The sequence below is a fragment of the Streptomyces sp. NPDC030838 genome, from assembly GCF_055572035.1.
The window spans coordinates 327,642-348,547 of record NZ_JBVIED010000003.1 but is presented as its reverse complement, the minus strand read 5'-3'; the positions used below and the strand labels follow the sequence as shown (position 1 = coordinate 348,547).

At 72.3% G+C, this 20,906-nt stretch carries 19 protein-coding genes; 13 read left to right on the top strand and 6 right to left on the bottom strand.

The features are described 5' to 3' along the window. Positions 1-19: 19 nt before the first annotated feature. On the bottom strand, positions 20-673 hold the full coding sequence (locus ACZ42A_RS12080) for a bifunctional DNA primase/polymerase (protein WP_468527067.1): 654 nt from the start codon (positions 671-673) through the stop codon (positions 20-22). 362 nt (positions 674-1,035) lie between these two features. On the opposite strand from ACZ42A_RS12080, the gene ACZ42A_RS12075 reads away from it, so the two are divergent. Together ACZ42A_RS12075 and ACZ42A_RS12070 are read left to right on the top strand one after the other, a co-directional pair. Next, positions 1,036-2,421, top strand: a complete 1,386-nt coding sequence (locus ACZ42A_RS12075; protein ID WP_468527066.1) for a transcriptional regulator — start codon at positions 1,036-1,038, stop codon at positions 2,419-2,421. A gap of 200 nt (positions 2,422-2,621) precedes the next feature. Further along, positions 2,622-4,298, top strand: coding sequence for a hypothetical protein (locus tag ACZ42A_RS12070; RefSeq protein ID WP_468527065.1), 1,677 nt, complete (start codon positions 2,622-2,624; stop codon positions 4,296-4,298). Between the two features lie 12 nt (positions 4,299-4,310). On the opposite strand, the gene ACZ42A_RS12065 is transcribed toward ACZ42A_RS12070, so the two are convergent. Continuing rightward, positions 4,311-5,627, bottom strand: a complete 1,317-nt coding sequence (locus tag ACZ42A_RS12065; RefSeq protein ID WP_468527064.1) for an ABC transporter substrate-binding protein — start codon at positions 5,625-5,627, stop codon at positions 4,311-4,313. A gap of 117 nt (positions 5,628-5,744) precedes the next feature. On the opposite strand from ACZ42A_RS12065, the gene ACZ42A_RS12060 reads away from it, so the two are divergent. Then, positions 5,745-6,254: an SCO4402 family protein gene (locus ACZ42A_RS12060; protein WP_468527063.1), complete on the top strand. Its 510-nt coding sequence runs from the start codon at positions 5,745-5,747 to the stop codon at positions 6,252-6,254. 46 nt (positions 6,255-6,300) lie between these two features. Beyond that, the gene (gene purU, locus ACZ42A_RS12055; RefSeq protein ID WP_468527062.1) at positions 6,301-7,182 is read left to right on the top strand and encodes a formyltetrahydrofolate deformylase; all 882 of its coding nucleotides are present in this window, start codon (positions 6,301-6,303) and stop codon (positions 7,180-7,182) included. Between the two features lie 38 nt (positions 7,183-7,220). Here purU and ACZ42A_RS12050 read toward each other — a convergent pair whose 3' ends face one another. Beyond that, a complete protein-coding gene (locus tag ACZ42A_RS12050) occupies positions 7,221-8,588 on the bottom strand; it encodes a zf-HC2 domain-containing protein (RefSeq protein WP_468527061.1) in 1,368 nt (455 codons plus the stop codon). Further along, entirely contained in the window at positions 8,585-9,163 is a 579-nt protein-coding gene (locus ACZ42A_RS12045) for a sigma-70 family RNA polymerase sigma factor (protein WP_468527060.1), read from the bottom strand. Before ACZ42A_RS12045 ends, ACZ42A_RS12050 begins: the two co-directional genes overlap by 4 nt. Positions 9,164-9,526: 363 nt before the next feature. Between ACZ42A_RS12045 and ACZ42A_RS12040 the strand changes: the two genes are divergently transcribed. Then, the gene (locus ACZ42A_RS12040; protein WP_468527059.1) at positions 9,527-9,907 is read left to right on the top strand and encodes an STAS domain-containing protein; all 381 of its coding nucleotides are present in this window, start codon (positions 9,527-9,529) and stop codon (positions 9,905-9,907) included. A gap of 134 nt (positions 9,908-10,041) precedes the next feature. Continuing rightward, positions 10,042-10,560 carry an EF-hand domain-containing protein gene (locus ACZ42A_RS12035; RefSeq protein WP_468527058.1) on the top strand — a complete coding sequence of 173 codons (519 nt, stop codon included), beginning with the start codon at positions 10,042-10,044 and terminating at the stop codon, positions 10,558-10,560. A 20-nt stretch (positions 10,561-10,580) separates the two neighbouring features. Here ACZ42A_RS12035 and ACZ42A_RS12030 read toward each other — a convergent pair whose 3' ends face one another. After that, a complete protein-coding gene (locus ACZ42A_RS12030) occupies positions 10,581-12,083 on the bottom strand; it encodes a class I adenylate-forming enzyme family protein (RefSeq protein ID WP_468527057.1) in 1,503 nt (500 codons plus the stop codon). An 86-nt stretch (positions 12,084-12,169) separates the two neighbouring features. Between ACZ42A_RS12030 and ACZ42A_RS12025 the strand changes: the two genes are divergently transcribed. The 4 genes from ACZ42A_RS12025 to ACZ42A_RS12010 all read left to right on the top strand — a co-directional run bounded on the left by ACZ42A_RS12025 (position 12,170) and on the right by ACZ42A_RS12010 (position 16,288). After that, the gene (locus tag ACZ42A_RS12025) at positions 12,170-13,363 is read left to right on the top strand and encodes an amidohydrolase family protein (RefSeq protein WP_468527056.1); all 1,194 of its coding nucleotides are present in this window, start codon (positions 12,170-12,172) and stop codon (positions 13,361-13,363) included. After that, positions 13,363-14,496, top strand: coding sequence for an acyl-CoA dehydrogenase family protein (locus ACZ42A_RS12020; protein WP_468527055.1), 1,134 nt, complete (start codon positions 13,363-13,365; stop codon positions 14,494-14,496). Before ACZ42A_RS12025 ends, ACZ42A_RS12020 begins: the two co-directional genes overlap by 1 nt. Positions 14,497-14,498: 2 nt before the next feature. Further along, positions 14,499-15,371, top strand: coding sequence for an acyl-CoA dehydrogenase family protein (locus ACZ42A_RS12015; RefSeq protein ID WP_468527292.1), 873 nt, complete (start codon positions 14,499-14,501; stop codon positions 15,369-15,371). A 440-nt stretch (positions 15,372-15,811) separates the two neighbouring features. Further along, positions 15,812-16,288, top strand: a complete 477-nt coding sequence (locus tag ACZ42A_RS12010) for an ATP-binding protein (protein WP_468527291.1) — start codon at positions 15,812-15,814, stop codon at positions 16,286-16,288. A 346-nt stretch (positions 16,289-16,634) separates the two neighbouring features. Here the strand turns inward: ACZ42A_RS12010 and ACZ42A_RS12005 are convergent, their stop codons facing one another. Next, positions 16,635-17,570 (bottom strand): cyclase family protein, encoded by a 936-nt coding sequence (locus ACZ42A_RS12005; protein WP_468527054.1) that lies wholly within the window; start codon positions 17,568-17,570, stop codon positions 16,635-16,637. A 99-nt stretch (positions 17,571-17,669) separates the two neighbouring features. Between ACZ42A_RS12005 and ACZ42A_RS12000 the strand changes: the two genes are divergently transcribed. From ACZ42A_RS12000 to ACZ42A_RS11990, 3 genes are all read left to right on the top strand, one after another. Beyond that, positions 17,670-18,545 (top strand): SDR family oxidoreductase, encoded by an 876-nt coding sequence (locus tag ACZ42A_RS12000; protein WP_468527053.1) that lies wholly within the window; start codon positions 17,670-17,672, stop codon positions 18,543-18,545. A gap of 108 nt (positions 18,546-18,653) precedes the next feature. Beyond that, a complete protein-coding gene (locus ACZ42A_RS11995; RefSeq protein ID WP_468527052.1) occupies positions 18,654-19,799 on the top strand; it encodes an acyl-CoA dehydrogenase family protein in 1,146 nt (381 codons plus the stop codon). Positions 19,800-19,812: 13 nt separating this feature from the next. Beyond that, the gene (locus ACZ42A_RS11990) at positions 19,813-20,862 is read left to right on the top strand and encodes a Zn-dependent alcohol dehydrogenase (protein WP_468527051.1); all 1,050 of its coding nucleotides are present in this window, start codon (positions 19,813-19,815) and stop codon (positions 20,860-20,862) included. Positions 20,863-20,906: the final 44 nt, after the last annotated feature.

The window sequence follows — 20,906 nt, the reverse complement described above, 5'->3', positions numbered from 1 at the left end:
CCAGGCAGACGAGCAGGCGTCACCGATCCCGCCCGCACGCATAGGCGAGCGGCGAGATCAACTCCTCCGCATCCGGCAGCCACCGATTCGCGGGCGTAGGCCGGCAGGCCCACTGCACGGCCCCCCGCGACCCGTACCGCGTGGGAGGCGCCGCGACGTAACTGCCCTCCCCCAACGCCACCAGATCCAGCGACGCCAACGACCAGCCCAGCTTCCGCACCAGATCCGGCACCTTCGCAGCGGCCCCCGGCAGCACGAAGAACTGCATCCGCCGCGCCGGCGTCAACGTCACCGGCCCCAGCGTGAGTTCCATCCGCTCCATGCGCGCCAGCGCGAGAAAGCCCGCCGTCTCCGGCACGGAGATCGCGTCGAACGTGCGCCCCGTCGGCAGCAGGATCGACGCGTTCGGCTGCTTCTGCCACATGCGGCGGGCGACGGTCGCGCTGCCGGTCGCCTGGGTCGCCCAGTCCGTGCGCGCGGGATGCGCGCCGGGCTCCTCGCACAGCGCGTCGCCGCAGGAGCAGCGCTGACTTCCGTCGACGGCTTCCAGCCAGGTGCCGGGGAACACGTCCCAGTGGCGCTCCTCGGCGTAGCGAACGGCGGTCTCCAGCAGCGATTCCCCGCGCTGCTTCGGAATCTGTGCGGCTTCGGTGGCCGGGATCGTCTCTTCCACGTGGAACTCAACTCCCGCGTCCACCTCGGGTTACGGCTCTCCCCGGGTCTCTCCGCGCGCGGGGGAGGAGCATCGATTCGGCGTCCGGGGCGCATGGGTGCACGGGTGGGGGCGCGCGGGAGGATCCGTGGCGGGACCTGGGTAGCCAGGAGGGGACGGGTGGGTACGGGGTGCCTTTTACCCCGGCTTACCCCGGCAAGCCGCGCATGCTTCGCATTTTCGGGGCATGTCCGCATTTTCGGTACGACGACGGGGCATTGATCTTCACGACCGGAGCTTTCGCCACCGGCGACGGGCAACGGCCGGGGAAGACACACACATCGGTGCACGGGCAGGCACCGCAGCCACAGGGGGTTAACGCCATGGCCGCAAGGCCTCTCGTCGCGCGGCAGCCGAACGAACGGCTGCAGGCGCTCATCCAGGAGGCGGGGTGCTCGAACGCCGGGCTCGCCCGCCGGGTCAACATGTGCGGCGCCGAACACGGACTCGACCTGCGCTACGACAAGACGTCCGTGGCCCGCTGGCTGCGCGGACAGCAGCCCCGCGGTCGGGCCCCGGCGATCATCGCCGAGGCGCTGGGCCGCAAACTCGGCCGTACGGTCACGATCGACGAGATCGGCATGGCCAACGGCAAGAATCTCGCGTCGGGCGTCGGCCTCCAGTTCTCGCCGACGGTACTGGGAGCCATCGAGCAGGTCTGCGAGCTGTGGCGCAGCGACGTCGGGCGCCGCGACTTCCTGTCCGGTTCGTCCGTCGCCGCCTCGGCGCTGGTCGAGCCGAGCCGCGACTGGCTGATCTCGGCGCCCGACGCGCAGGTGGCCCGCTCGGCCGGTCCCCGTGTGGGCCGGTCGGACGTGGCCGCCGTGCGCTCGATGACCCAGGCGCTGGTCGAGCTGGACCACCAGTACGGCAGCGGGCATGTCCGCCCGGTCGTCGTGCACTACCTCAACAGCGTGGTCTCGGGCCTGCTCGCCGGCTCCTACCGGGAGTCGGTCGGTCGGGAACTCTTCGCCGCCGTCGCCCGGTTGACCGAGCTCGCCGGGTACATGGCGGTCGACACCGGCCAGCCCGGGCTCGCCCAGCGCTACTACATCCAGGCGCTCCGGCTGGCCCAGGCGGCGGGCGATCGCGGCTACGGCGGCTATGTCCTCGCCGCCTCCATGAGCCACCTCGCCGCCCAGCTCGGAAACCCGCGCGAGATCGCCCAGTTGGCGCGGGCGGCGCAAGAGGGGGCGCGGGGGCGCGTGACCCCGCGCGCGGAGGCCATGTTCCACGCGGCGGAGGCGCGCGGCCACGCGCTCATGGGGGACGCGCGCGCCGCCCAGGCGGCGGTGGGGCGCGCGGTGAGCGCCATGGACCAGGCGGATCCGTCCTCCGGGGACGACCCCGCGTGGATCGCCCACTTCGACCAGGCCTACCTCGCCGACGAACTCGCCCACTGCCACCGCGACCTGGGGCAGGCGGAGGCCGCCGCGCGGTGCGCGCAGCAGTCCCTGGACGGGCACCCCGAGTCCCGGGCCCGCCGGCGCGCGATCGGCTATGTGCTGCTCGCCACGGCTCAGGTGCAGCAGCGCGAGATCGAACAGGCCTGCCACACGGGACTGAAGGCCGTGGAGCTCCTGGAGACCCTGCGGTCCAACCGGGGCGCCGAGTATCTGGAGGACCTGCAGCAGCGGCTGGACCCGTTCCGGGACGAGGCGGTGGTACGGGAGTTCGGAGCGCGGCTGGATCTCCAGCAGGCGGCGTGAACGGGGACCGCGCGGAGCGTGAACCCACGGAGAACGCGAGGTCGGCGGGCAGGAGGTGACATAAACAGCGTGCCGCGGGGCGGTTTTGTTACCGCCGTCACAGGGAAGAAGGTCACGCCCTGTGCTGCGTGGCCACCGGCTCCGGGGACCCGGTAGCGTGAGCCGACGATTCCGAAGGTCCCCCATTCGTAGGAGTCCCGGTGACGCAGAGTGGACAGGGCGAGGAGCCCTCGGCGCAGCCCGCGCGCGAAGGCATCGTGCTGCCCTCCGACGGTGGCGAGCCCCTGCTGCCGGGCATGCAGGCCGGCCCCGGCCGCCCCGCCGACGGCCCCCTCCCGGCCCAGGCCCCGCCCGGCGGCCAGGCCTGGGGACAGCCGTGGGGACCCGGACAGCAGCAGCACACCCCGCAGCAGAACTGGCCGGCGCCGCCGGACCAGGCGTGGGGGACCCCTCAGGGCCCGCAGGGCGGCTACCCCGCGCCCCAGCCCGGCGCCGGTGCGCCGCCCGTCCCGCAGGCCCCGCAGGCCTCGCATGCTCCGGGTGCCGGGCCGCTGCCGCCCGAGGGCGCGCCGAGCCCGTCGTACGGCGGGAACGCGGGGGCGTACGGCGCCCCGGCCCATCCCGCGCAGGGCGGCGCGAGCGGGGCGTACCCGGGCCACTCCGGTGCCGCGAGCGGTGCTCCGCTGCCCCCGCAGGGTGCCGGTGCGCCCTTGCCGCCCCCGGCCGGCGCGGGGGCGCCGCTGCCGCCGCCCGCCGACGAGGGCGCGACCCAGTACATACCGCCGGTCGGGTCCGCACCCGGCATACCCGGCGGCGCCGCCCCGGACGGCGCCACCCAGTACCTGCCGCCCGTGCAGCCCGGGTCCGCTTCCGCGCACGAGGGCGCGACGCAGTACCTTCCGCCGGTGACTCCGGGCGCGCTGCCGCCGGAGATGCCCGCCGCGGGGGCTGCCGAGCGTCCCGCCGAGACCACCCAGTACCTGGGGCGCGCCCGCAACGGCGGTGCCCCCGGCGCGGCTCCGCAGCCGCCGGCCGGGCCGCAGCCGTCCGGCCCCGACGCCGAGGCCACCCAGTACATCCCGCCCGTGCCCGGGGCCCGGCAGACGCCCGCCGAGTTCGACAACCTCTTCCGCGCCGACGGCGCCGCCGCCGGCACCCAGCAGCTGCCGCACGTCCAGGGTCCGCGGCCGCCGGTGCCGTCGTACGACGAGCCCGCCCAGGGCCGGGGCCGCGGTGGCCGTACCGGTTCCCGGGTGCCGCTGATCGCGGCGTGCGGCATCGGTATCGCGGTGGTCGGGATCGGCGCGGGCGCGCTGCTCGCCGGCGGCGGCGAGGAGGAGGAGACGCCGAAGCCCGTCTCCGCCACGGCGCCCGCGAGCGAGTCCGCCACCGCGCCCCCCTCGCCGTCCGTGGACCCGGCCGAGCAGCAGGCGATCGAGCTGGACAAGCTGCTCGCCGACAGTGGTGACAGCCGTACCGCCGTGATCAACGCGGTGAACGACGTGAAGTCCTGCACCAACCTCGCCCAGGCGGCCAAGGACCTGCGTGACGCGGCCAAGCAGCGCAACCAGCTGGTCACCCGGCTGTCCGGGCTGGCCGTGGACAAGCTGCCGAACAACGCGGCGCTGACCACCGCGCTCACCAACGCCTGGAAAGCGTCCGCGTCCGCCGACAACCACTACGCGGCCTGGGCCGACCAGGTGGCCGGGCAGAAGGGCAAGCTCTGCAAGAAGGGGCAGGCCCGCAGCACCGGCCAGACCCAGGCGGGCAACCGGGAGAGCGGCACCGCGACCACGCAGAAGGCGGAGGCCGCCAAGCTGTGGAACGCGATCGCGAAGACCTACGGCCTGACCGAGCGGCAGCCGACCCAGCTCTGAGCGGCGGGCGGGTCAGCCGACGTCGGCGCCCTGCAGGGTCCGGGTCACGTCGGTGAAGCCCTTGCGGGCGGCGACCAGCCGGCCGTCGCGGACGACCTGGAGGGTGACGTTGGCGTTGACCAGGCGCGGGAAGCCCACCGAGGCCAGCCGGTCCTGGAACTTCCAGCGCAGGGTCGGCGTGAGCCCGCCCGTGCTGACCTCGACGCCGTCGTCCAGGGCCCGGCGCACCGAGGCCGCCGTCACGTCCTCGTCGTCGCCGAGCCCCTCGACGACGGCCCGGAAGACGGTGTACGCGATCCAGGAGGTCTGCACTCCGGCGTCCGCGGGGTCGATCCGGGTGTCGGAGAAGGCCTGTTCGCGGATCACCCGCTTCATCTCGTCCCAGCGCTTGTCGGTCTCCACCGGGTACCAGCCCGTGATGTACGCCCCCTCGTACGGCCCCGAGCGGCCGCCGGAGGCGTCGATCACGGTCTGGTCGACGCTGCCCAGCACGGTGCCGGTGCGGACCTCCGGGTAGTTCTCCCGGGCGCGCCGGAAGGAGTCCATGAAGGTGCTGGTGCGGTCGCCGAGCGCGGGCACCACACAGCCCCGCTCCGTCGGGTCGGCGGTCGCCTGCTGCAACGCTCCCACCGACTGCCGGGAGTACTCGGTGGCGTCCTCGGCGGCGTGCAGGTCCGCCGCGTCCTCGTGGCCGCCCGCCTTCAGACCCGAGTTGATCAGGGCGGGCAGTTCGTCGCCCGCGATGGTGTCGGGGCGGACCAGGGTGACCGGCCCGCAGCCGGCGGCCAGCTCCTTGCCGAGGCCGGCCAGCAGCGTGGGCTGGCCGCCGTTGACCGGGTAGGACAGCGGGCTGGTGAACTCGTTGCTGGTGATGCCGTAGCCGCCTATGTAGGGGATGCCGGCGCCCTCCAGGACCGGGAAGAAGGAGTCGGCGTACTGGCTGTAGGAGCCGACGACCGCGACGACGTCCTCCTTGACCGCGCGCCGGGCGCACTTGGCGGCGCCCACGCTGTCGTTGTGGTCGTTGCAGATCAGGACCTTGATCTTGCGGCCGTCGATGCCGCCCTGGGCGTTCACATGGCGGGCGTAGGCGAGGGCGAGGGCGGGCATGCCGGGCTTGTTGGTCGCGTTGGTGTCCGACGGCGCCCAGGTCATGACGGTGATCGTGTCGTCCCCGGCACCCCCCGTGACACCGGGGACGACACCGCATCCGGCGACCAGCGACGCACCCGCGACCATGGCGCCCACCGTGCGGGCAAGGCGGGACCCGCGTGCCGTGCGGGAGATCATGGGGTGAAATGTGCTGCGCGTGCGTCGCCTGCCGGTCATGGTCACGCACGATTCCGCCACATCGCTAACCTGGGAGTGACCTTCGGTCAACGAAGGGTGACGTACAGGTGAATTGCGGGGGTCGGTGAGCGGCCCGTTGGGGGGAACGTACGATCGATGACCGTGCAAGGTGTCCAAGGTTCGGAGAACTCTTCCCGTCGCGGCCGTCGCTCATCCACGATGGGTGGCATGCCACTGAACGACATGCCGTGGTGGCGCTGGCGCAGCAATGTGCGCTCCGCGCTGCACATGCTCTCCGATCCGGTGTTCCAGCGGGACGTCTGGCTGGCGGGTGTCGAGGGGTACGGAGACGTGACCGACGCCGTGTACCGGCTGGTCGAGGACACCTGGCTGGACCACTGGTCCGCCGAGAAGTACGTCGGCACGATCTTCCGTGACTCGCAGGAGGCGGCGCTGGTCGACACCGCGGTGCTCCGGGTGCTGCGGATCATGCACCAGGTGGGGCCGGACGCGCCGGTGTCGTCGTATCTCGACCACCCCGGCTGGCCGGAGGCGGTGCGGGCGGCCCGGGACGCGCATGTGCGGATGGCGGTCAGCGACGGCGAGGACCCCGATGCGGCGCCGCGCACGCTGGAGGTGCTCCGCATTCTGACGCGGTCCGTCTAGCGGGACGATTGCCGGGACTCGAGGTCCTTGTGGGACCCTGTGGTGCATGAACGAGCAGTCCACCGGGGCCGCGGCGCCCGCTGATCAGTACGTCCTCACCCTGTCGTGTCCTGACAAGCAGGGCATCGTGCACGCCGTGTCGAGCTACCTGTTCATGACCGGCTGCAACATCGAGGACAGTCAGCAGTTCGGTGACCATGACACCGGGCTGTTCTTCATGCGGGTCCACTTCTCGGCGGAGGCGCCGGTGACGGTGGAGAAGCTGCGGGCCAGCTTCGCGGCGATCGGTGACTCCTTCCACATGGACTGGCAGATCCACCGGGCCGAGGAGAAGATGCGGGTCCTGCTGATGGTCAGCAAGTTCGGGCACTGCCTGAACGACCTGCTGTTCCGGGCGCGGATCGGGGCGCTGCCGGTGGAGATCGCCGCGGTGGTGTCGAACCACACGGACTTCGCCGAGCTGGTGGCGTCCTACGACATCCCCTTCCACCACATCCCGGTGACGAAGGACACCAAGCCGGAGGCCGAGGCGCGGCTGCTGGAGCTCGTCCGCGAGGAGGGCGTGGAGCTGGTCGTGCTGGCCCGCTACATGCAGGTCCTCTCCGACGACCTGTGCAAGCAGCTCAGCGGGCGGATCATCAACATCCACCACTCCTTCCTGCCGAGCTTCAAGGGCGCGAAGCCGTATCACCAGGCGCACGCGCGTGGGGTGAAGCTGATCGGGGCGACGGCGCACTACGTGACCGCGGACCTCGACGAGGGGCCGATCATCGAGCAGGAGGTCGAGCGGGTCGGTCACGACGTCACCCCCGACCAACTCGTCGCCATCGGGCGCGATGTGGAGTGCCAGGCGCTGGCGCGGGCGGTCAAGTGGCACGCGGAGCGGCGCATTCTGCTGAACGGGCGCCGGACGGTGGTGTTCGCCTAGGAGCTCGTGGGGTTCTGTCGTCGGGCGCTGCCCTACCTCTACATCCGGCTCAGCGAAGCGGCGGCGAACAGCACGTCCTTGATGGCCTCCCGGTCACCGCCCTGCCCCGCCGCCGCATCCTCCGGCGCCAGCCGGCCCGCGGCCAGTCTGCAGAACTCCACCCCGTCGAGCGCGACATGCGCCACCTCGTGCTCCGCGGAGGCCGCCGCCGCGGGTGAGTCGAGCGGGATCAGCCACTCCCCGCCGCCGGAGCCCTCGACCTCCAGTCGCAGGGTGCGGCCGGGTTCGCCCGCCGCGACGAGGTGGCGGCCGGGCCGCGCGGGCGCGGCGAGTCCCGCCCGGCGGCGCTCGGCGAGCGCCTCGGGCAGCATGCGCGCCGCGAGGTCGATCATGCGGTTGAGGTGACGCCCGGAGGGCGCGTCGTAGGGATAGTCCACGGCGAGCGCGATGTCCTCCGCGTGCATCCAGCACTCGAACGCCCGGTCGGCCATGGCGTCGTGCAGCGGCAGCGCGAACTCCCCGTACGACACCGGCATCCGGCCGCCGCCGCCGCCGGTGAAGGCCACCGTGCGGACGATGCCGTGGCTCTGCTCCCGCCAGGGCGCGCGCACGGACCGGGTCGGCGGGAAGTGCGAGGCCCGCCAGTACGCCTCCGTGCGGCCCTCCGGAGTCGGCCGGTCCGCCTCGGTGTCGCCCAGTGGGTCGTCGAGGCCGAGGGCCAGCGCGACCAGTCCGTCGACCGCGAGGAGATGTGCGATGACGCCGGCGACGGTCGTCCGCCGGCTCGCCGCCTCCTTGCCGTCGTACCAGCGCAGCCGCACCGGCGCGTGCCACTCCGCGTCGCCGAAGTCCTGGAGCAGCGCGTCGAGGCGCGCGGTCTCCGCGTCGTACGCGGTGGCCCACTCGGGGACCGGGATCCGCGGCGGCCGGCGGTCCAGGCAGCTCTCCAGGACGTGGGTCCGCAGGGACGGGTCCAGGTCGAGGGTTTCGGGCGGGTGCAGCAGCCCGACCGCCTCGCGCAGCCGCCGGGCCTCGTCGGCGCAGCTTCCGCAGCCGCCGAGGTGCTCCTCGACGGCCGCCGTCTCCTCCGGCGAGCACGCGGACAGGGCCCAGGCGCCCAGCAGGGACTTGAGGACGGGGTGCGCCAGCTCGAGCGGTGTCATGGCCGCGCGCAGTTCGTCGAGGGCGGGCAGGGGGATGTCGCCGTCCTCGACGGAGGCGCGGGGCATCGGTATGCGGGGCGGCCGGGTGTGCGGGGTGCCCGGGGCGGGAGTGGGGTCATCGTGGCTGCCGTCGTCGTGGCGCTGGTGCTCCTCGTCGGCGCCGAACTCCTGATCGGCGTCGAACTCGTTGTCGGCGTCGAACTCGTTGTCGTCGTGGTCGTCGAACCGGCTGGGCTCGGTCACGCCACACCCCCGTATCCCGGCGGTGCGCCCGGTGCGCCGGTGTCGTGGGCCGTGGACAGCAGCTGGAGGCCGAGGCGGAGCCGGCGGCGGGCCTCGTCCTCGGTGACGCCGAGGTCGACCGCGGTCTGGCGGTAGTCGCGGCGCTGGAAGCAGGCCAGGTCCAGGGCGGCGCGCAGCGGGGCGGGCATGGACTGGACGATGTAGTCGGCGCGGGCGGCGACGGCGGCGTGCCGGACCTTGCGCTCCAGTTCCTCGGAGGTGCCGTGGCCGCTCTTCAGGGCGGCGGTCTCGGTGGCGCGCAGCCGCTGCACGGCGAGGCGGTGGGTGAGGTTCGCCACCCAGGAGCGCAGGGGGCCCTGTTTCGGGTCGTAGGCGTCGGGGTGTTCCCAGACGTGGGCGAAGACCTCGCGGGTGATGCCGTCGGCCGCGTGTTCGTCGCCGAGGACGCGGTGGGCGAGGCCGTGGACGAGGGTGGCGAAGCGGTCGTACAGCTCGCCGAGGGCCGCCGCCTCGCCGCGCGCGAGCCGTTGCTGCATCTTGCGGTCCCAGCGGGGTGGTGTGTCCTTCCTCGCCATCAGGCCCCCTCCCCTTGCGTCGGCGCCGGGTCCGGTCCGACTCCAGCGTGCGTCCACCGTGGTCCCGAATGTAGTCGGCACGTCTGACAACGCACGCCCCTTTGTGGCTATGCGCGCCCCCGACGGGCCGCGGGTGATAAGGGACCTCCCTTTTCTGGCGCTTACCCGGCCATTCTGCGCTCAGACATGTTTGTGATCTGATCGAACAGGATCGAAGTCGACTGAAACAAGCCCTTTCCGATCGGTTTCCGTTTCCGGCGCGGTGTTTCAGGGAACGGCCGCTGGGCAGCCGCGCTGAGGGAAGCGTAGGGACTGCTTCCGTTTCCGGGCGGCGGTTCCGGGAAGTTCCGGCGAACGAAGGGCTTGGTGGTGGCGTTCAATGTGACCGGCGGCGAGCAGGGCGAGTGGGCCGTGCTCCATGTGTCGGGCGAGCTGGACCTGGTGACGTCGCCGGTGCTGCGGCAACGGGTGCACGACGTGGTGGCCGAGGGCCGGCACCGGCTCGTCCTGGACCTCTCCGAGGTGTTCTTCTGCGACTCCAGCGGTGTCGGTGTGCTCATCGCCACCCGCCGCCTGCTGCGCTCCTGCCAGGGCCGGCTGCGGCTCATACTCCCCGAAGGCGGCGCCGTCGACGGCTCGCACGTCAACCGCGTCCTGGGCGCCCTCGGTGTACGCCGCCTGTTCGACGTGCACGTGGATCTCGCCTCGGCCGTCTCGGAGGAGTCCCGTCCGCTGTCGGCCTGAGCACTTCGCCACACTGTTGTCCCGAAATTCCCCCGGTCTTGGCACAACCGTCGTTTTCCCGCTCCCGGAGCGGCCGTGGCGTCGTACGCTCCGTGCGAGACGCACCCACGTGATGTAAGGCGGCCCGAGAAGAGATGGTCAGCAGCGAGAGCGAGTACGAGCGCAGGATCGCGGCCAGGTTCGCCACCTTCGACCAGGACGGCAACGGCTATATCGACCGCGAGGACTTCAGCGGGGCGGCCAAGGCGCTGCTCGCGGAGTTCGGTACGGCGGCCCGGTCCGACAAGGGACAGGCGCTGTACGGCGGCGCGGAGGCGTTCTGGCAGGGCATGGCGGGGATAGCGGACCGGGACGGCGACCAGCGCATCACGCGGGACGAGTTCGTGAACGGCGCGGTGAAGCGGCTGCGGGACAACCCGGAGCGGTTCGCCGAGATCGCTCGGCCCTTCCTGCACGCCGCCATCGACGTCGCCGACACGGACGACGACGGCGCGGCCACCGTCGAGGACACCGCGCGGGTGCTGACGGCGCTCGGCGTGCCCGAGGACGCCGCCCGCGCGGCCGCCGCCGCCCTGGACGCCGACGGGGACGGCAAGGTCGGTGAGGCGGAGATCGTGCCCGCCTTCGCGCGCTACTTCACCGTCCCCGAGTAGCCGTTCCCGGGCAGCGCTGCTCACCGTTCCGAATAGCGCTCCCGCAGTTTGTACTTGAGCACCTTCCGCAACGTCTCCCCGCGCGGCAGGGCGTCCACCACCTCCAGCCGCTCCGGCAGCTTGTGGACGGAAAGGCCCTCCGCGCGGAGATACGCCGTCACCTCGGCGAGGGTCAGCCGCCGTGCGCCCGGCGGCTGTTCGGCCACCGCGCAGACCAGCTCGCCCCGTTCCGCGTCCGGCAGGCCGATCACGGCCACGTCCGCGATGTCCGGATGGCGGTGCAGCAGGTCCTCGATCTCCTGGGCCGAGATGTTCTCCCCCTTGCGGATGATCACGTCCTTCAGTCGGCCGGTCAGGACGAGGTGGCCGGTCTCCGTGAGATGCCCGAGGTCGCCGGTGCGCAGGAAGCCGTCCTCGTCGAAGGCCTCGGCCGTCTGCGCCGGGTTCAGATAGCCCCGGCACACCGCCTCCCCGCGCAGCCGCACCTCCCCGTCCACGATCCGTATCTCCATGCCCTCGGGCGGGCGTCCCTCCGTCGTCGCCAGGTTCTCCGGGCTGTCGTCCGGGTCGCCCATGGTGATCATCGGGACCTCGGTCATGCCGTACCCGTGGGTGAGCTGGACCCCCATCTCGCGGGTGACCGCGTGGTACAGCTCCGGCGGCTTCGGGGCGCCGCCGCCCGCCAGCAGGCGCAGGGTGGGGATCGGTCTCGTCCCCGGTCGCCTGCGCTGCTCGGCGAGGAACATCGAGTAGAACGCCGTCGACCCGCCCGCGATGGTCACCCCGTGCCGGCGGTAGCCCTCCAGCGCGTCCGGCAGCGCGAACTGCTCGAACAGCACCGCGGGGAAGCCGTACAGCAGCAGCATCACCGTGTAGTCCGGGCCGCCGATGTGCGCGTACGGGAAGGCGATCGAGCCGACGTCGCCGGTGGTGGGCCGCAGCGCGTGGGCGAGGCAGGAGCCGCCCGCGATCAGTGAACGGTCCGTGTGCAGCACGCCCTTGGGATCGGAGGTGGTGCCCGAGGTCCAGTGGATCCAGCGGACGTCCGTGCCGTCGGCGGGCGGGGCGGGCAGGACGGCCGGATCGCCCTCGGGGAGATCGTCGTACGCCTCGAAGATGCCCTTGGCGCCGAGCCGCCGCGCCATCTCCGTGTGGTCGTGGCCGCGCCACACCCCCGGCACGGCGAAGTACTCCGCCTTCGACTCCCGCAGCGCGAAGCCGACCTCGCGGTCCCGCAGGAACGGGATCAGCGGGGTCTGTACGGCGCCCAGGCGGGCCAGCGCGAAGGACAGCAGGGCCGTCTCGATCCGGGTGGGCAGCTGCCAGGCGACCACCGTGCCGGGGCGCACGCCCATGCCGTACAGCCCCGCCGCGACCCGCTCGGCACGCGCGCGCAGGGCGCCGAAGGTGAGCGTGCGGTCGTCCTGGAGGAAGAGCGGGCGGTCGGGGGTGCTGCGCGCGCGGCGGTCGAGCAGCTCCCACAGCGTGCGGGAGGAACTCAGGGAGTGCGGGGTCTCGTTCACATCTGCCCCCTGCTTGGCTGACGGGTCGTCAGGTGGGATGCTATCTGACAGTCCATCAGATAAGTACCGTCCGGCGGAGGGGACCCATGACGGAACTGCCCCGCATCATCAGCGTCGACGACCACGTCATCGAGCCCGCGCACCTCTTCGAGACCTGGCTGCCCGCCAAGTACCGCGACCGCGGCCCGCAGCCCCTCACCGCCGGCATCGGCGAGCTGGCGTATGTCGGCGGGAAGTACCAGATCACCATGGATCCCGACGGGCAGCCGACCGACTGGTGGATCTACGAGGACCTGAAGTTCCCGTACAAGCGCAACATCGCCGCCGTCGGCTTCGACCGCGACGAGATGACCCTGGAGGGCATCACCCGCGCGGAGATGCGCCGCGGCTGCTGGGACCCCGCGGCGCGGCTCGCGGACATGGACCTCAACCACGTCGAGGCCAGCCTCTGCTTCCCCACCTTCCCCCGCTTCTGCGGCCAGACCTTCGCCGAGGCGCACGACAAGGAGGTCGCGCTGGCCTGTGTGCGCGCCTACAACGACTGGATGGTGGAGGAGTGGTGCGGGGACAGCGGCGGGCGGCTCATCCCGCTGTGCCTGATCCCGCTGTGGGACGTGGACCTGGCGGTCGCCGAGATCCGGCGCAACGCCGCACGCGGGGTCCGCGCGGTGACCTTCTCCGAGATCCCCACCCATCTGGGCCTGCCGTCCATCCACTCCGGCTACTGGGACCCGTTCTTCGCCGCCTGCCAGGACACCGGCACGGTCGTCAACATGCACATCGGGTCGTCGTCCCAGATGCCCGCCGCCTCACCGGACGCCCCGCCCGCCGTCCAGGCCTCGCTGTCCTTCAACAACGCGATGGCCTCGATGATGGACTTCCTCTTCAGCGGCGTCCTGGTGCGCTTCCCGCGGCTCACGCTCGCCTACTCCGAGGGGCAGATGGGCTGGGTGCCGTACGCCCTGGAACGCGCCGACGACGTCTGGGAGGAGCACCGCGCGTGGGGTGGGGTCCGGGACACGATCCCCGAGCCGCCCTCGACGTACTACTACCGGCAGATCTACTGCTGCTTCTTCCGCGACAAGCACGGCGTCGCCTCGATCGACGTCGTCGGCCGCGACAACGCCACCTTCGAGACCGACTACCCGCACGTCGACTCGACCTTCCCGCACACCAAGGAGGTCGCCCTCGACCATGTGAAGGGCCTCGACGACGAGACCGTCTACAAGCTGATGCGGGGCAACGCCATCCGGATGCTCGGCCTGGACCTCGACCGCTGATGGACCTCGCGGACACGCCGGAGGAAGAGGAGTTCCGCGCGGGACTGCGGGAATGGCTCGCGCGGGTGCTGCCGACGCTGCCGCCGAAGCCGTCCCCCGACGACTGGCCCGCGCGGCGGGCCTACGACCTCGGCTGGCAGCGGACGCTGTACGACGCCGGATACGCCGAGGTGCACTGGGACGCCTCCCCGACCCTGCGGCTGATCTTCCTGGAGGAGACCGAGAAGGCGGGCGCGCCCTATGTGGGAGCCAATTTCGTCGGGCTGCTCCACGCGGGGCCGACCATAGCCGCCGAGGGCACCGCCGAGCAGCGGGCCCGCTGGCTGCCGCCGATCCTGCGCGGCGAGGAGGTCTGGTGCCAGGGCTTCAGCGAACCGGACGCCGGATCGGACCTCGCGGCACTGCGCACGCGCGCGTGGCGGGACGGCGACGCCTACGTGGTGAGCGGGTCCAAGATCTGGACCTCCCACGCGGAAGTCGCCGACTGGTGCGAGCTGCTGGTGCGCACCGACCCCCAGGCGCCCAAGCACCGGGGCATCACCTGGCTCGCGATGCCCATGGACGCGCCGGGCGTCACCGTACGGCCGCTGCGGACCCTCGCCGGGTCCGCCGAGTTCGCCGAGGTGTTCCTCGACGAGGTGCGGGTGCCGGTGGCCAACCGGGTCGGGGACGAGAACGACGGCTGGCGGGTGACCCTGGTGACCCTGTCCTTCGAGCGCGGCACCGCCTTCGCCGGCGAGGTCGTCGCCTGCCGCCGGGTGCTGGGCGAACTCGCCCGCCAGGCCCGGAAGAACGGCCGCTGGGACGATCTCGTGCTGCGGCGCCGGCTGGGCCGGCTGCACGCCGAGTTCCGGGCGCTGTGGCGGCTCACGCAGTGGAACGTCAGCGCGGCCGAGACGACCGGCGGAGTGCCGGGAGCGGCGGGTTCGGTTTTCAAACTGAGGTACTCACACGCCCGTCAGGAGCTGTACGACACCGCCGCCGACGTCCTCGGCACCGACGCCCTCGACCTGGACCGCCCCTGGGTTCCCGACCGGCTGTCCGCCCTGTCGTACACCATCGCCGCCGGCACCTCCCAGATCCAGCGGACCATCGTGGCCGAACGGCTCCTCGGCCTGCCGAAGGGGCGATGACCATGCGTTTCCGGCTCACCGACGACCAGCGCGCCCTGCGGGACGGGGTACGGGAGCTGCTCGCGCGGCGGTTCGACGCGGACGCCCTGCGCGCGGCCGTGGCGCGGCCCGGCCTCGACCGGGCGCTGTGGCGGGACCTGGGCGCCGCCGGGTTCTTCGCCCTGCGGCTGCCGGAGGCGGACGGCGGCGTCGGACTCGGCCTGCCCGAGACCGTGTTGGCGTTCGAGGAGGCGGGCCGGGCACTGCTCCCCGGCCCGCTGGTGGCCACCCACCTCGCGGCGGGCGCGGTGCCGGGAGCGGCCGACGGCTCGGTCGTCGTGGCGGCCGTCGACGGGGAGCTGGTGGAGTGGCTGGCGGAGGCGGACGTGGTGCGCGGGGACGCCGCCGGGGCCGTTCCGCTGCGGTCCGTCGACCCGTTGACGCCACTGCACCGGGTGCCCGAGGCGGCCACCCCCGACCCCGTCGCGGTCCTGCTCACCGCCGCCGAACAGCTCGGCACCGCGGGCCGGGCCGGCGAGCTGGCCGTCCGGTACGCGCGGACGAGGGAGCAGTTCGGGCGGCCGATCGGCGCCTTCCAGGCCGTACAGCATCTGTGCGCGGACCTGCTGGTGCGGGTGGAGACCGCGCGGGCCGCCGTGTACGCCGCCGCCGTCACCGCCGACCCCGCGGACATCGCCGCCGCTCGGCTGCTCGCCGACGAGGCCGCCGTGCGCGGCGCCCGGGACTGTCTCCAGGTCCACGGCGGAATGGGATTCACCTGGGAGGCGGAGGTGCATCTGCTGCTGAAACGTGCCTGGGTGCGCGCTCACCGTGGGGGAAGCGGTACGGAGAGTGAGGAACTCCTCGCGGGTGAACTCCTGTCCGAGGCGGGCTGAGAGGCGCTGGGCTGCGGCGTCGTCAGAACCGTGGAGGAGGGGCTGGTTCCGCACTCGGGAATGTCACGGATCGTGGCACCGGGCAGTTACTCAGCGTTGATATCGGGTTGTGTCCCGCGTGGCACTCGTCACGTCCCGGAGCGGGAGTCCCCCTCCGGTACCTTGTGGGGGACGCGCCGCATTCCGGCTGTTCGACTCCCCGCGACGAGGGTCGCACAGTATGCCGCACGGGTACTCCTTCGCGCGGGAATATGCCCGAAGCGCTTGTTGGGGTGACGGTACGTCAACGAAGCTGTTCTGCAAGGGATTCACGTTCCGTGACCCTTGCTCTGGGCGTTGTTCTGGTCATGCGGAAAATGGCTACGATCGTGGCCCCCGTGAGGCTTGCGAGCCTTAAGTGTCCATCGGTTCGGATGGTGTGAGCGGTGCAGGTGCTTCAAGTGCAGCTGGAGATCCGGCCCGACCCCGCTGAGGTGGGGCGGGCGCGGAGGTGGGCACGCGCGCGGCTCGCCGGTTCCGCGATAGCGGCCGACGAGCCGCTCGCCGAGACGGTGATCCTCATCGTCTCCGAACTGGTCACCAACGCCGTGGTGCACACCGGCTGTCCGGCTGTGCTGCGCCTGTGCCTGCCTCAGGCCGCCGCCGCCGAGGAGGCGACGGTCCGTCTGGAGGTCGCCGACGGCAGCACCCGCGCGCCGGTGCCCCGTTGGGCCGAGGGCGACGAGACCGGCGGCCGGGGCCTCGCGCTCGTCGACGGGCTCGCCGACCGCTGGGGCTGGAACCCCGAGGGCGCCGGCAAGCGCATCTGGTGCGAACTGGACCGCCGTACCGCCCAGCGCGCGGCCGCCGTGTCCTACCCGGACGGCGGCGCGGCGGCGTACGGCGGGTGCGAGGGGCTGGCGTACGAAGCGGTGTGACGCCGTACGGGGGCACGGGCGCACGGTGTTCCGGCGGACCGTGCCGCGCGGTGGGGCGATGCGCCGGGACGTGCTTCCGTGCGCGCCTCTGTCATAACGGACTTAAGTAACAAATCACTGTACGGGTGTTGACGGCGCGTGTCCGTTTGATCACGCTTGTGGTCAGCGATTCGCCGCGAGGGGACGACGAGGGCTTGGGTGACGGAGGTCCTCGACGAGTGTGGGTCGTGAACCGGCGTCGGTTCCCGCAGGGGCATGGGGAATCGGTGGGGGAGGGCACGCCGGGCCGGATGGCGGCGCGTGGTGCCGTGCTCGGGGCGGGCGCTCTCGCGCCGCCAGCCGGACTTCAGAGGATTGCGACCGGGGCCACCGGGGTGCCCGTCGCGCCGACGAACGGCTCCGGCATCGCCGACAGCAGGAACGCGTAGCGGCCCGTTTCTCCACAGGCTGTGGACAACTCCTCGAGATTCCAGTTCTGCCCCTGCGGCATCCCCATCTCCACCAGGTCCAGGGCGTGGACGGGCAGCCACAGATCCTCCACCTCGGGTGGAAATATCTCAAAAGTGAGGGTGTCGTTGGCGACCGCGGTCACATCGCGCGCGTGGAACCACTCCGGCGTCCGCAGCGACAGCCCCGGCGACGGATGGCCGTAGCCGTGCTTGTCGCCGGCGAGATAGACCTGCATCTGCCCGGTCCGTACGAGCACGATGTCGCCCGCACGCACGCGCGTACCGGCCAGTTCCTCGGCGGCCTCCAGATCCTCCGGGGTGACCGCGTGACCGCCGTCGAGGCGGTCCCGGCCGAGCGCGCGGGCCACGTCGAGCAGCACGCCGCGCGAGACGATGTGCCGGGCCTTGTCGATCCCGGCGAACGCGGCGCCGCCGTGCGCGGTGACGGTGTCGGCGGGGCGGCCGTTGTAGAGCCGGCCCGAGTGCGAGACATGGGTGAGCGCGTCCCAGTGGGTGGCGGCCTGGAGCCCCATGGTCACCGTGTCGTCGCTGCACGCGACCGTGCCCGGGCCGAAGATCTCCTGGTTGATCTGCACCATCGCGTGCAGCGGGTTCACCCGCCCCGGGATCATCCCGGTCTGCACGCCGTCCTGCTGGAGCGGCAGGGCCAGCGGTACGCGGCGGCCGGTGCGGACCTCGGCGACGGCCGCGCGGACGACCTCGTCGGTGATCAGGTTGAGGGTGCCGATCTCGTCGTCGGCGCCCCAGCGGCCCCAGTTGTTCACGCGCTGGGCGATGTCGTGGAACACCGGAGGAAGTGCGGCGGATGACATCGGCCCTCCCCGGGGGCTTGTCGCCGAGTATCTGACGGGTCGTAGAATTCGAGGAGACGAATCTAACGGATCGTCAGAAACTGCGGGAAGGGGCCGGGCATGGGGAACTTCTTGGCAGGAAAGGTCGTCGCCGTGACGGGTGCCGGGCGCGGCATCGGCCGGGCGGTGGCGCTCGCGGCGGCCGCGGAGGGGGCGCGGGTCGTCGTCAACGACTACGGGGTCGCCGTGGACGGCGGTTCGCCCACGAGTGAGATCGCCGACGCCGTCGTCAAGGAGATCGAGGCGGCGGGTGGTCAGGCCGTCGCGGTCGCCGACGACATCTCGACCATGGCCGGGGGACAGCGCGTCGTCGACGCGGCGGTCGGGGCGTACGGGCGGATCGACGGGGCGGTGTGCGTCGCCGGGATCCTGCGCGAGCGGATGCTGTTCAACATGACCGAGGAGGAGTGGGATCCGGTCGTCGCCACCCATCTGAAGGGGACCTTCACCGTGTTCCGGGCGGCGTCGGCGGTGATGCGGCGGCAGGGCTCGGGGACGCTGATCGGGTTCACCAGCGGCAATCATCAGGGGTCCGTTTCGCAGGCCAACTACAGCGCGGCGAAGGGGGGTGTCATTTCGCTCGTGCGGAGCGCCGCGCTGGGGCTGCACAAGTACGGGGTCACCGCCAACGCGGTGGCACCGGTGGCGCGTACGCGGATGTCCGCGCGGGTCCCTGCGGGGCTGGCCGAGATCGGGGAGCCGGAGGATGTCGCCGCGATGGTCGTGTACCTGCTGTCCGAGCGGGCGCGGGAGGCGGGGATCACCGGGCAGGTGTACACGGTGGCGGGGGCGAAGATCGCGGTGTGGGCGCAGCCGAGGGAACTGCGTTCGGCTTATGCGGAGGGTGGGTCCTGGACGGCGGAGCGGATCGCGGAGGTTTTGCCGGGGAGTGTGGGGGTCGATCCGATGCCGTTGCTTCGTCGGGCGGGCGCGTGAGAGCTCGGGGCGTGCGGTTGTGTGGCGGCTGCGGGTTGGTGGTGGCTGGTCGCGCAGTTCCCCGCGCCCCTAAAGGGGAGTTACCCGGCGCCGAGTTGAGGAGTGGCTGTGGATTTTGGGTTCGCTGCGGAGGATGAGGCGTTTCGGGGTGAGGCGCGGGCGTGGCTTGGGCAGCACGTTGATGCCGGGGTGGACCGGCGTACCTGGGAGCGGACGCTCGGCAAAGCCGGGTGGGTCGGGCTCGGGTGGGCGGAGAGCGGGTACGGGAATCGGGTCGCGACGCTCACCCAGCAGGTTGCCTGGGCCGAGGAGTACGTGCGGTCGGGGGCGCCCGCGCGGTGTGGGCATATCGGGGAGAATCTGCTCGGGCCCACGCTGATCGCGCACGGGACGGCGGAGCAGAAGGCGCGGTTCCTGCCGGCGATCGCCGCCGGGGAGGAGCTGTGGTGCCAGGGCTACAGCGAGCCGGGGGCGGGATCCGACCTCGCCGGGGTGCGGACGAAGGCCGAGCGGGACTCGGACGGGACGTATCGCGTCACCGGGCAGAAAATCTGGACGTCGCTCGCGCACGAGGCCGACTGGTGTTTCGTGCTGGCGCGTACGGAGGCGGGGTCGCGGCGGCACCATGGGCTGAGTTTTCTGCTCGTGCCCATGGACCAGCCGGGGCGGATCGAGGTGCGGCCCATCCGGCAGCTGACCGGGACGAGCGACTTCAACGAGGTGTGGTTCGACGGGGCACGCGCGCGCGTGGAGCACGTGGTCGGGGCGGAGGGGAAGGGCTGGCGGGTCGCCATGAGTCTGCTCGGCTTCGAGCGCGGGGTGTCCACGCTCGCCCAGCAGGTGGGATTCGCCGAGGAGTTGGGGCGGGTGGTGCGCGCGGCGGTCGCGTCGGGCGCGGTGGCCGATCCGGTCGTACGGGAGCGGCTGGTGCGGCAGTGGGCCGAGCTGCGGGTCATGCGGTGGAACGCGCTGCGGACGCTGGGCGGTTCGGCCGGGGCGGGGGCGTCGAGCGTGGCCAAGCTGCTGTGGGCGGGCTGGCATCAGCGGCTCGGGGAGCTGGCGATGCTGGTCCGGGGCGCGGAGGGGGCGGTGGGGCCGCGGGACTGGTCGGCTGACGCGCCGTACGAACTCGACGCCGCCCAGCACCTGTTCCTCTTCTCCCGCGCCGACACCGTCTACGGCGGATCGGACCAGATCCAGCGCACGATCATCGCCGAGCGGGTGCTCGGGCTGCCGAGGGAAGCCAAGGGCTGAAGGGTGCTGTGGGATGCGCGGTGTGGTCTTCGACGGGGAGCGGGTTCGGGTCGTGGACGACCTGGAGGTGCGGGAGCCGGGGCCCGGGGAGGTGCGGGTCGCGGTCGTGGCGGCGGGGCTGTGTCACAGCGATCTGTCCGTGGTGGACGGGACGATTCCGTTCCCGGTGCCCGTGGTGCTGGGGCATGAGGGTGCGGGGGTGGTCGATGCGGTCGGGGACGGTGTCAGCCATGTCTCGCCCGGGGATCATGTCGCGCTGTCCACCCTCGCCAACTGCGGGGCGTGCGCGGACTGCGACCGGGGGCGGCCGACGATGTGCCGGCGGGCGATCGGGCGGCCCGGACGGCCGTTCTCCCGGGGCGGGCGGCCGGTGCACCAGTTCGCTTCGACGTCGGTCTTCGCCGAGCGGACGGTGGTGCGGGCCGTGCAGGCGGTGCGGATCCCGGACGACGTGCCGATGACGTCGGCCGCGCTGATCGGGTGCGGGGTGCTGACCGGGGTGGGGGCGGTGCTGAACCGGGCCCGGGTGGAGCGCGGGGAGAGTGTGGTCGTCATCGGGACCGGCGGGATCGGGCTGAACGTGATCCAGGGGGCCCGGCTCGCGGGGGCGCTGCGGATCGTGGCGGTCGACGCGCAGCCGGGGAAGGAGGCGGTGGCGCGGCGGTTCGGGGCGACGCACTTCCTGACCTCCGCCGAGGGGGTGCGCGAGATCCTGCCGACCGGGGCGGACCACGTCTTCGAGTGCGTGGGGCGCGTGGAACTGATCCGTCAGGCCGTCGATGTGCTGGACCGGCACGGCCAGGCCGTGCTGCTGGGTGTGCCGCCGGCCGACGCCGAGGCGTCGTTCCGGGTGTCGTCGATGTATCTGGACAAGTCCATCCTGGGCTGCCGGTACGGCTCATCGAGGCCGCAACGGGACATCGCGCTCTACGCCGAGCTGTACCGGGAGGGGCGGCTGCTGCTGGACGAGTTGGTGTCGCGGACGTATGCCGTGGAGGACTTCGAGAAGGCGGCGGCGGACGCGGGGGCGGGGGTGCCGGCGCGGGCGGTGCTGACGTTCTGACCTCGAACTGGAGTTTCGGCAAGGGGTGGTTGGCCGGAGTTTTC

Excerpts from the sequence above, each read along its gene's own strand:
- ACZ42A_RS12000 (WP_468527053.1), top strand. The coding sequence starts at position 17,670 with ATGGGGAACTTCTTGGCAGGAAAGGTCGTCGCCGTGACGGGTGCCGGG.
- ACZ42A_RS12025 (WP_468527056.1), top strand. The coding sequence starts at position 12,170 with ATGACGGAACTGCCCCGCATCATCAGCGTCGACGACCACGTCATCGAG.
- ACZ42A_RS12045 (WP_468527060.1), bottom strand. The coding sequence starts at position 9,163 with ATGGCGAGGAAGGACACACCACCCCGCTGGGACCGCAAGATGCAGCAA.
- ACZ42A_RS12015 (WP_468527292.1), top strand. The coding sequence starts at position 14,499 with ATGCGTTTCCGGCTCACCGACGACCAGCGCGCCCTGCGGGACGGGGTA.
- ACZ42A_RS12075 (WP_468527066.1), top strand. The coding sequence starts at position 1,036 with ATGGCCGCAAGGCCTCTCGTCGCGCGGCAGCCGAACGAACGGCTGCAG.
- ACZ42A_RS11990 (WP_468527051.1), top strand. The coding sequence starts at position 19,813 with ATGCGCGGTGTGGTCTTCGACGGGGAGCGGGTTCGGGTCGTGGACGAC.
- ACZ42A_RS12035 (WP_468527058.1), top strand. The coding sequence starts at position 10,042 with ATGGTCAGCAGCGAGAGCGAGTACGAGCGCAGGATCGCGGCCAGGTTC.
- ACZ42A_RS12065 (WP_468527064.1), bottom strand. The coding sequence starts at position 5,627 with ATGACCGGCAGGCGACGCACGCGCAGCACATTTCACCCCATGATCTCC.
- ACZ42A_RS12020 (WP_468527055.1), top strand. The coding sequence starts at position 13,363 with ATGGACCTCGCGGACACGCCGGAGGAAGAGGAGTTCCGCGCGGGACTG.
- ACZ42A_RS12060 (WP_468527063.1), top strand. The coding sequence starts at position 5,745 with ATGACCGTGCAAGGTGTCCAAGGTTCGGAGAACTCTTCCCGTCGCGGC.
- purU (WP_468527062.1), top strand. The coding sequence starts at position 6,301 with ATGAACGAGCAGTCCACCGGGGCCGCGGCGCCCGCTGATCAGTACGTC.
- ACZ42A_RS12005 (WP_468527054.1), bottom strand. The coding sequence starts at position 17,570 with ATGTCATCCGCCGCACTTCCTCCGGTGTTCCACGACATCGCCCAGCGC.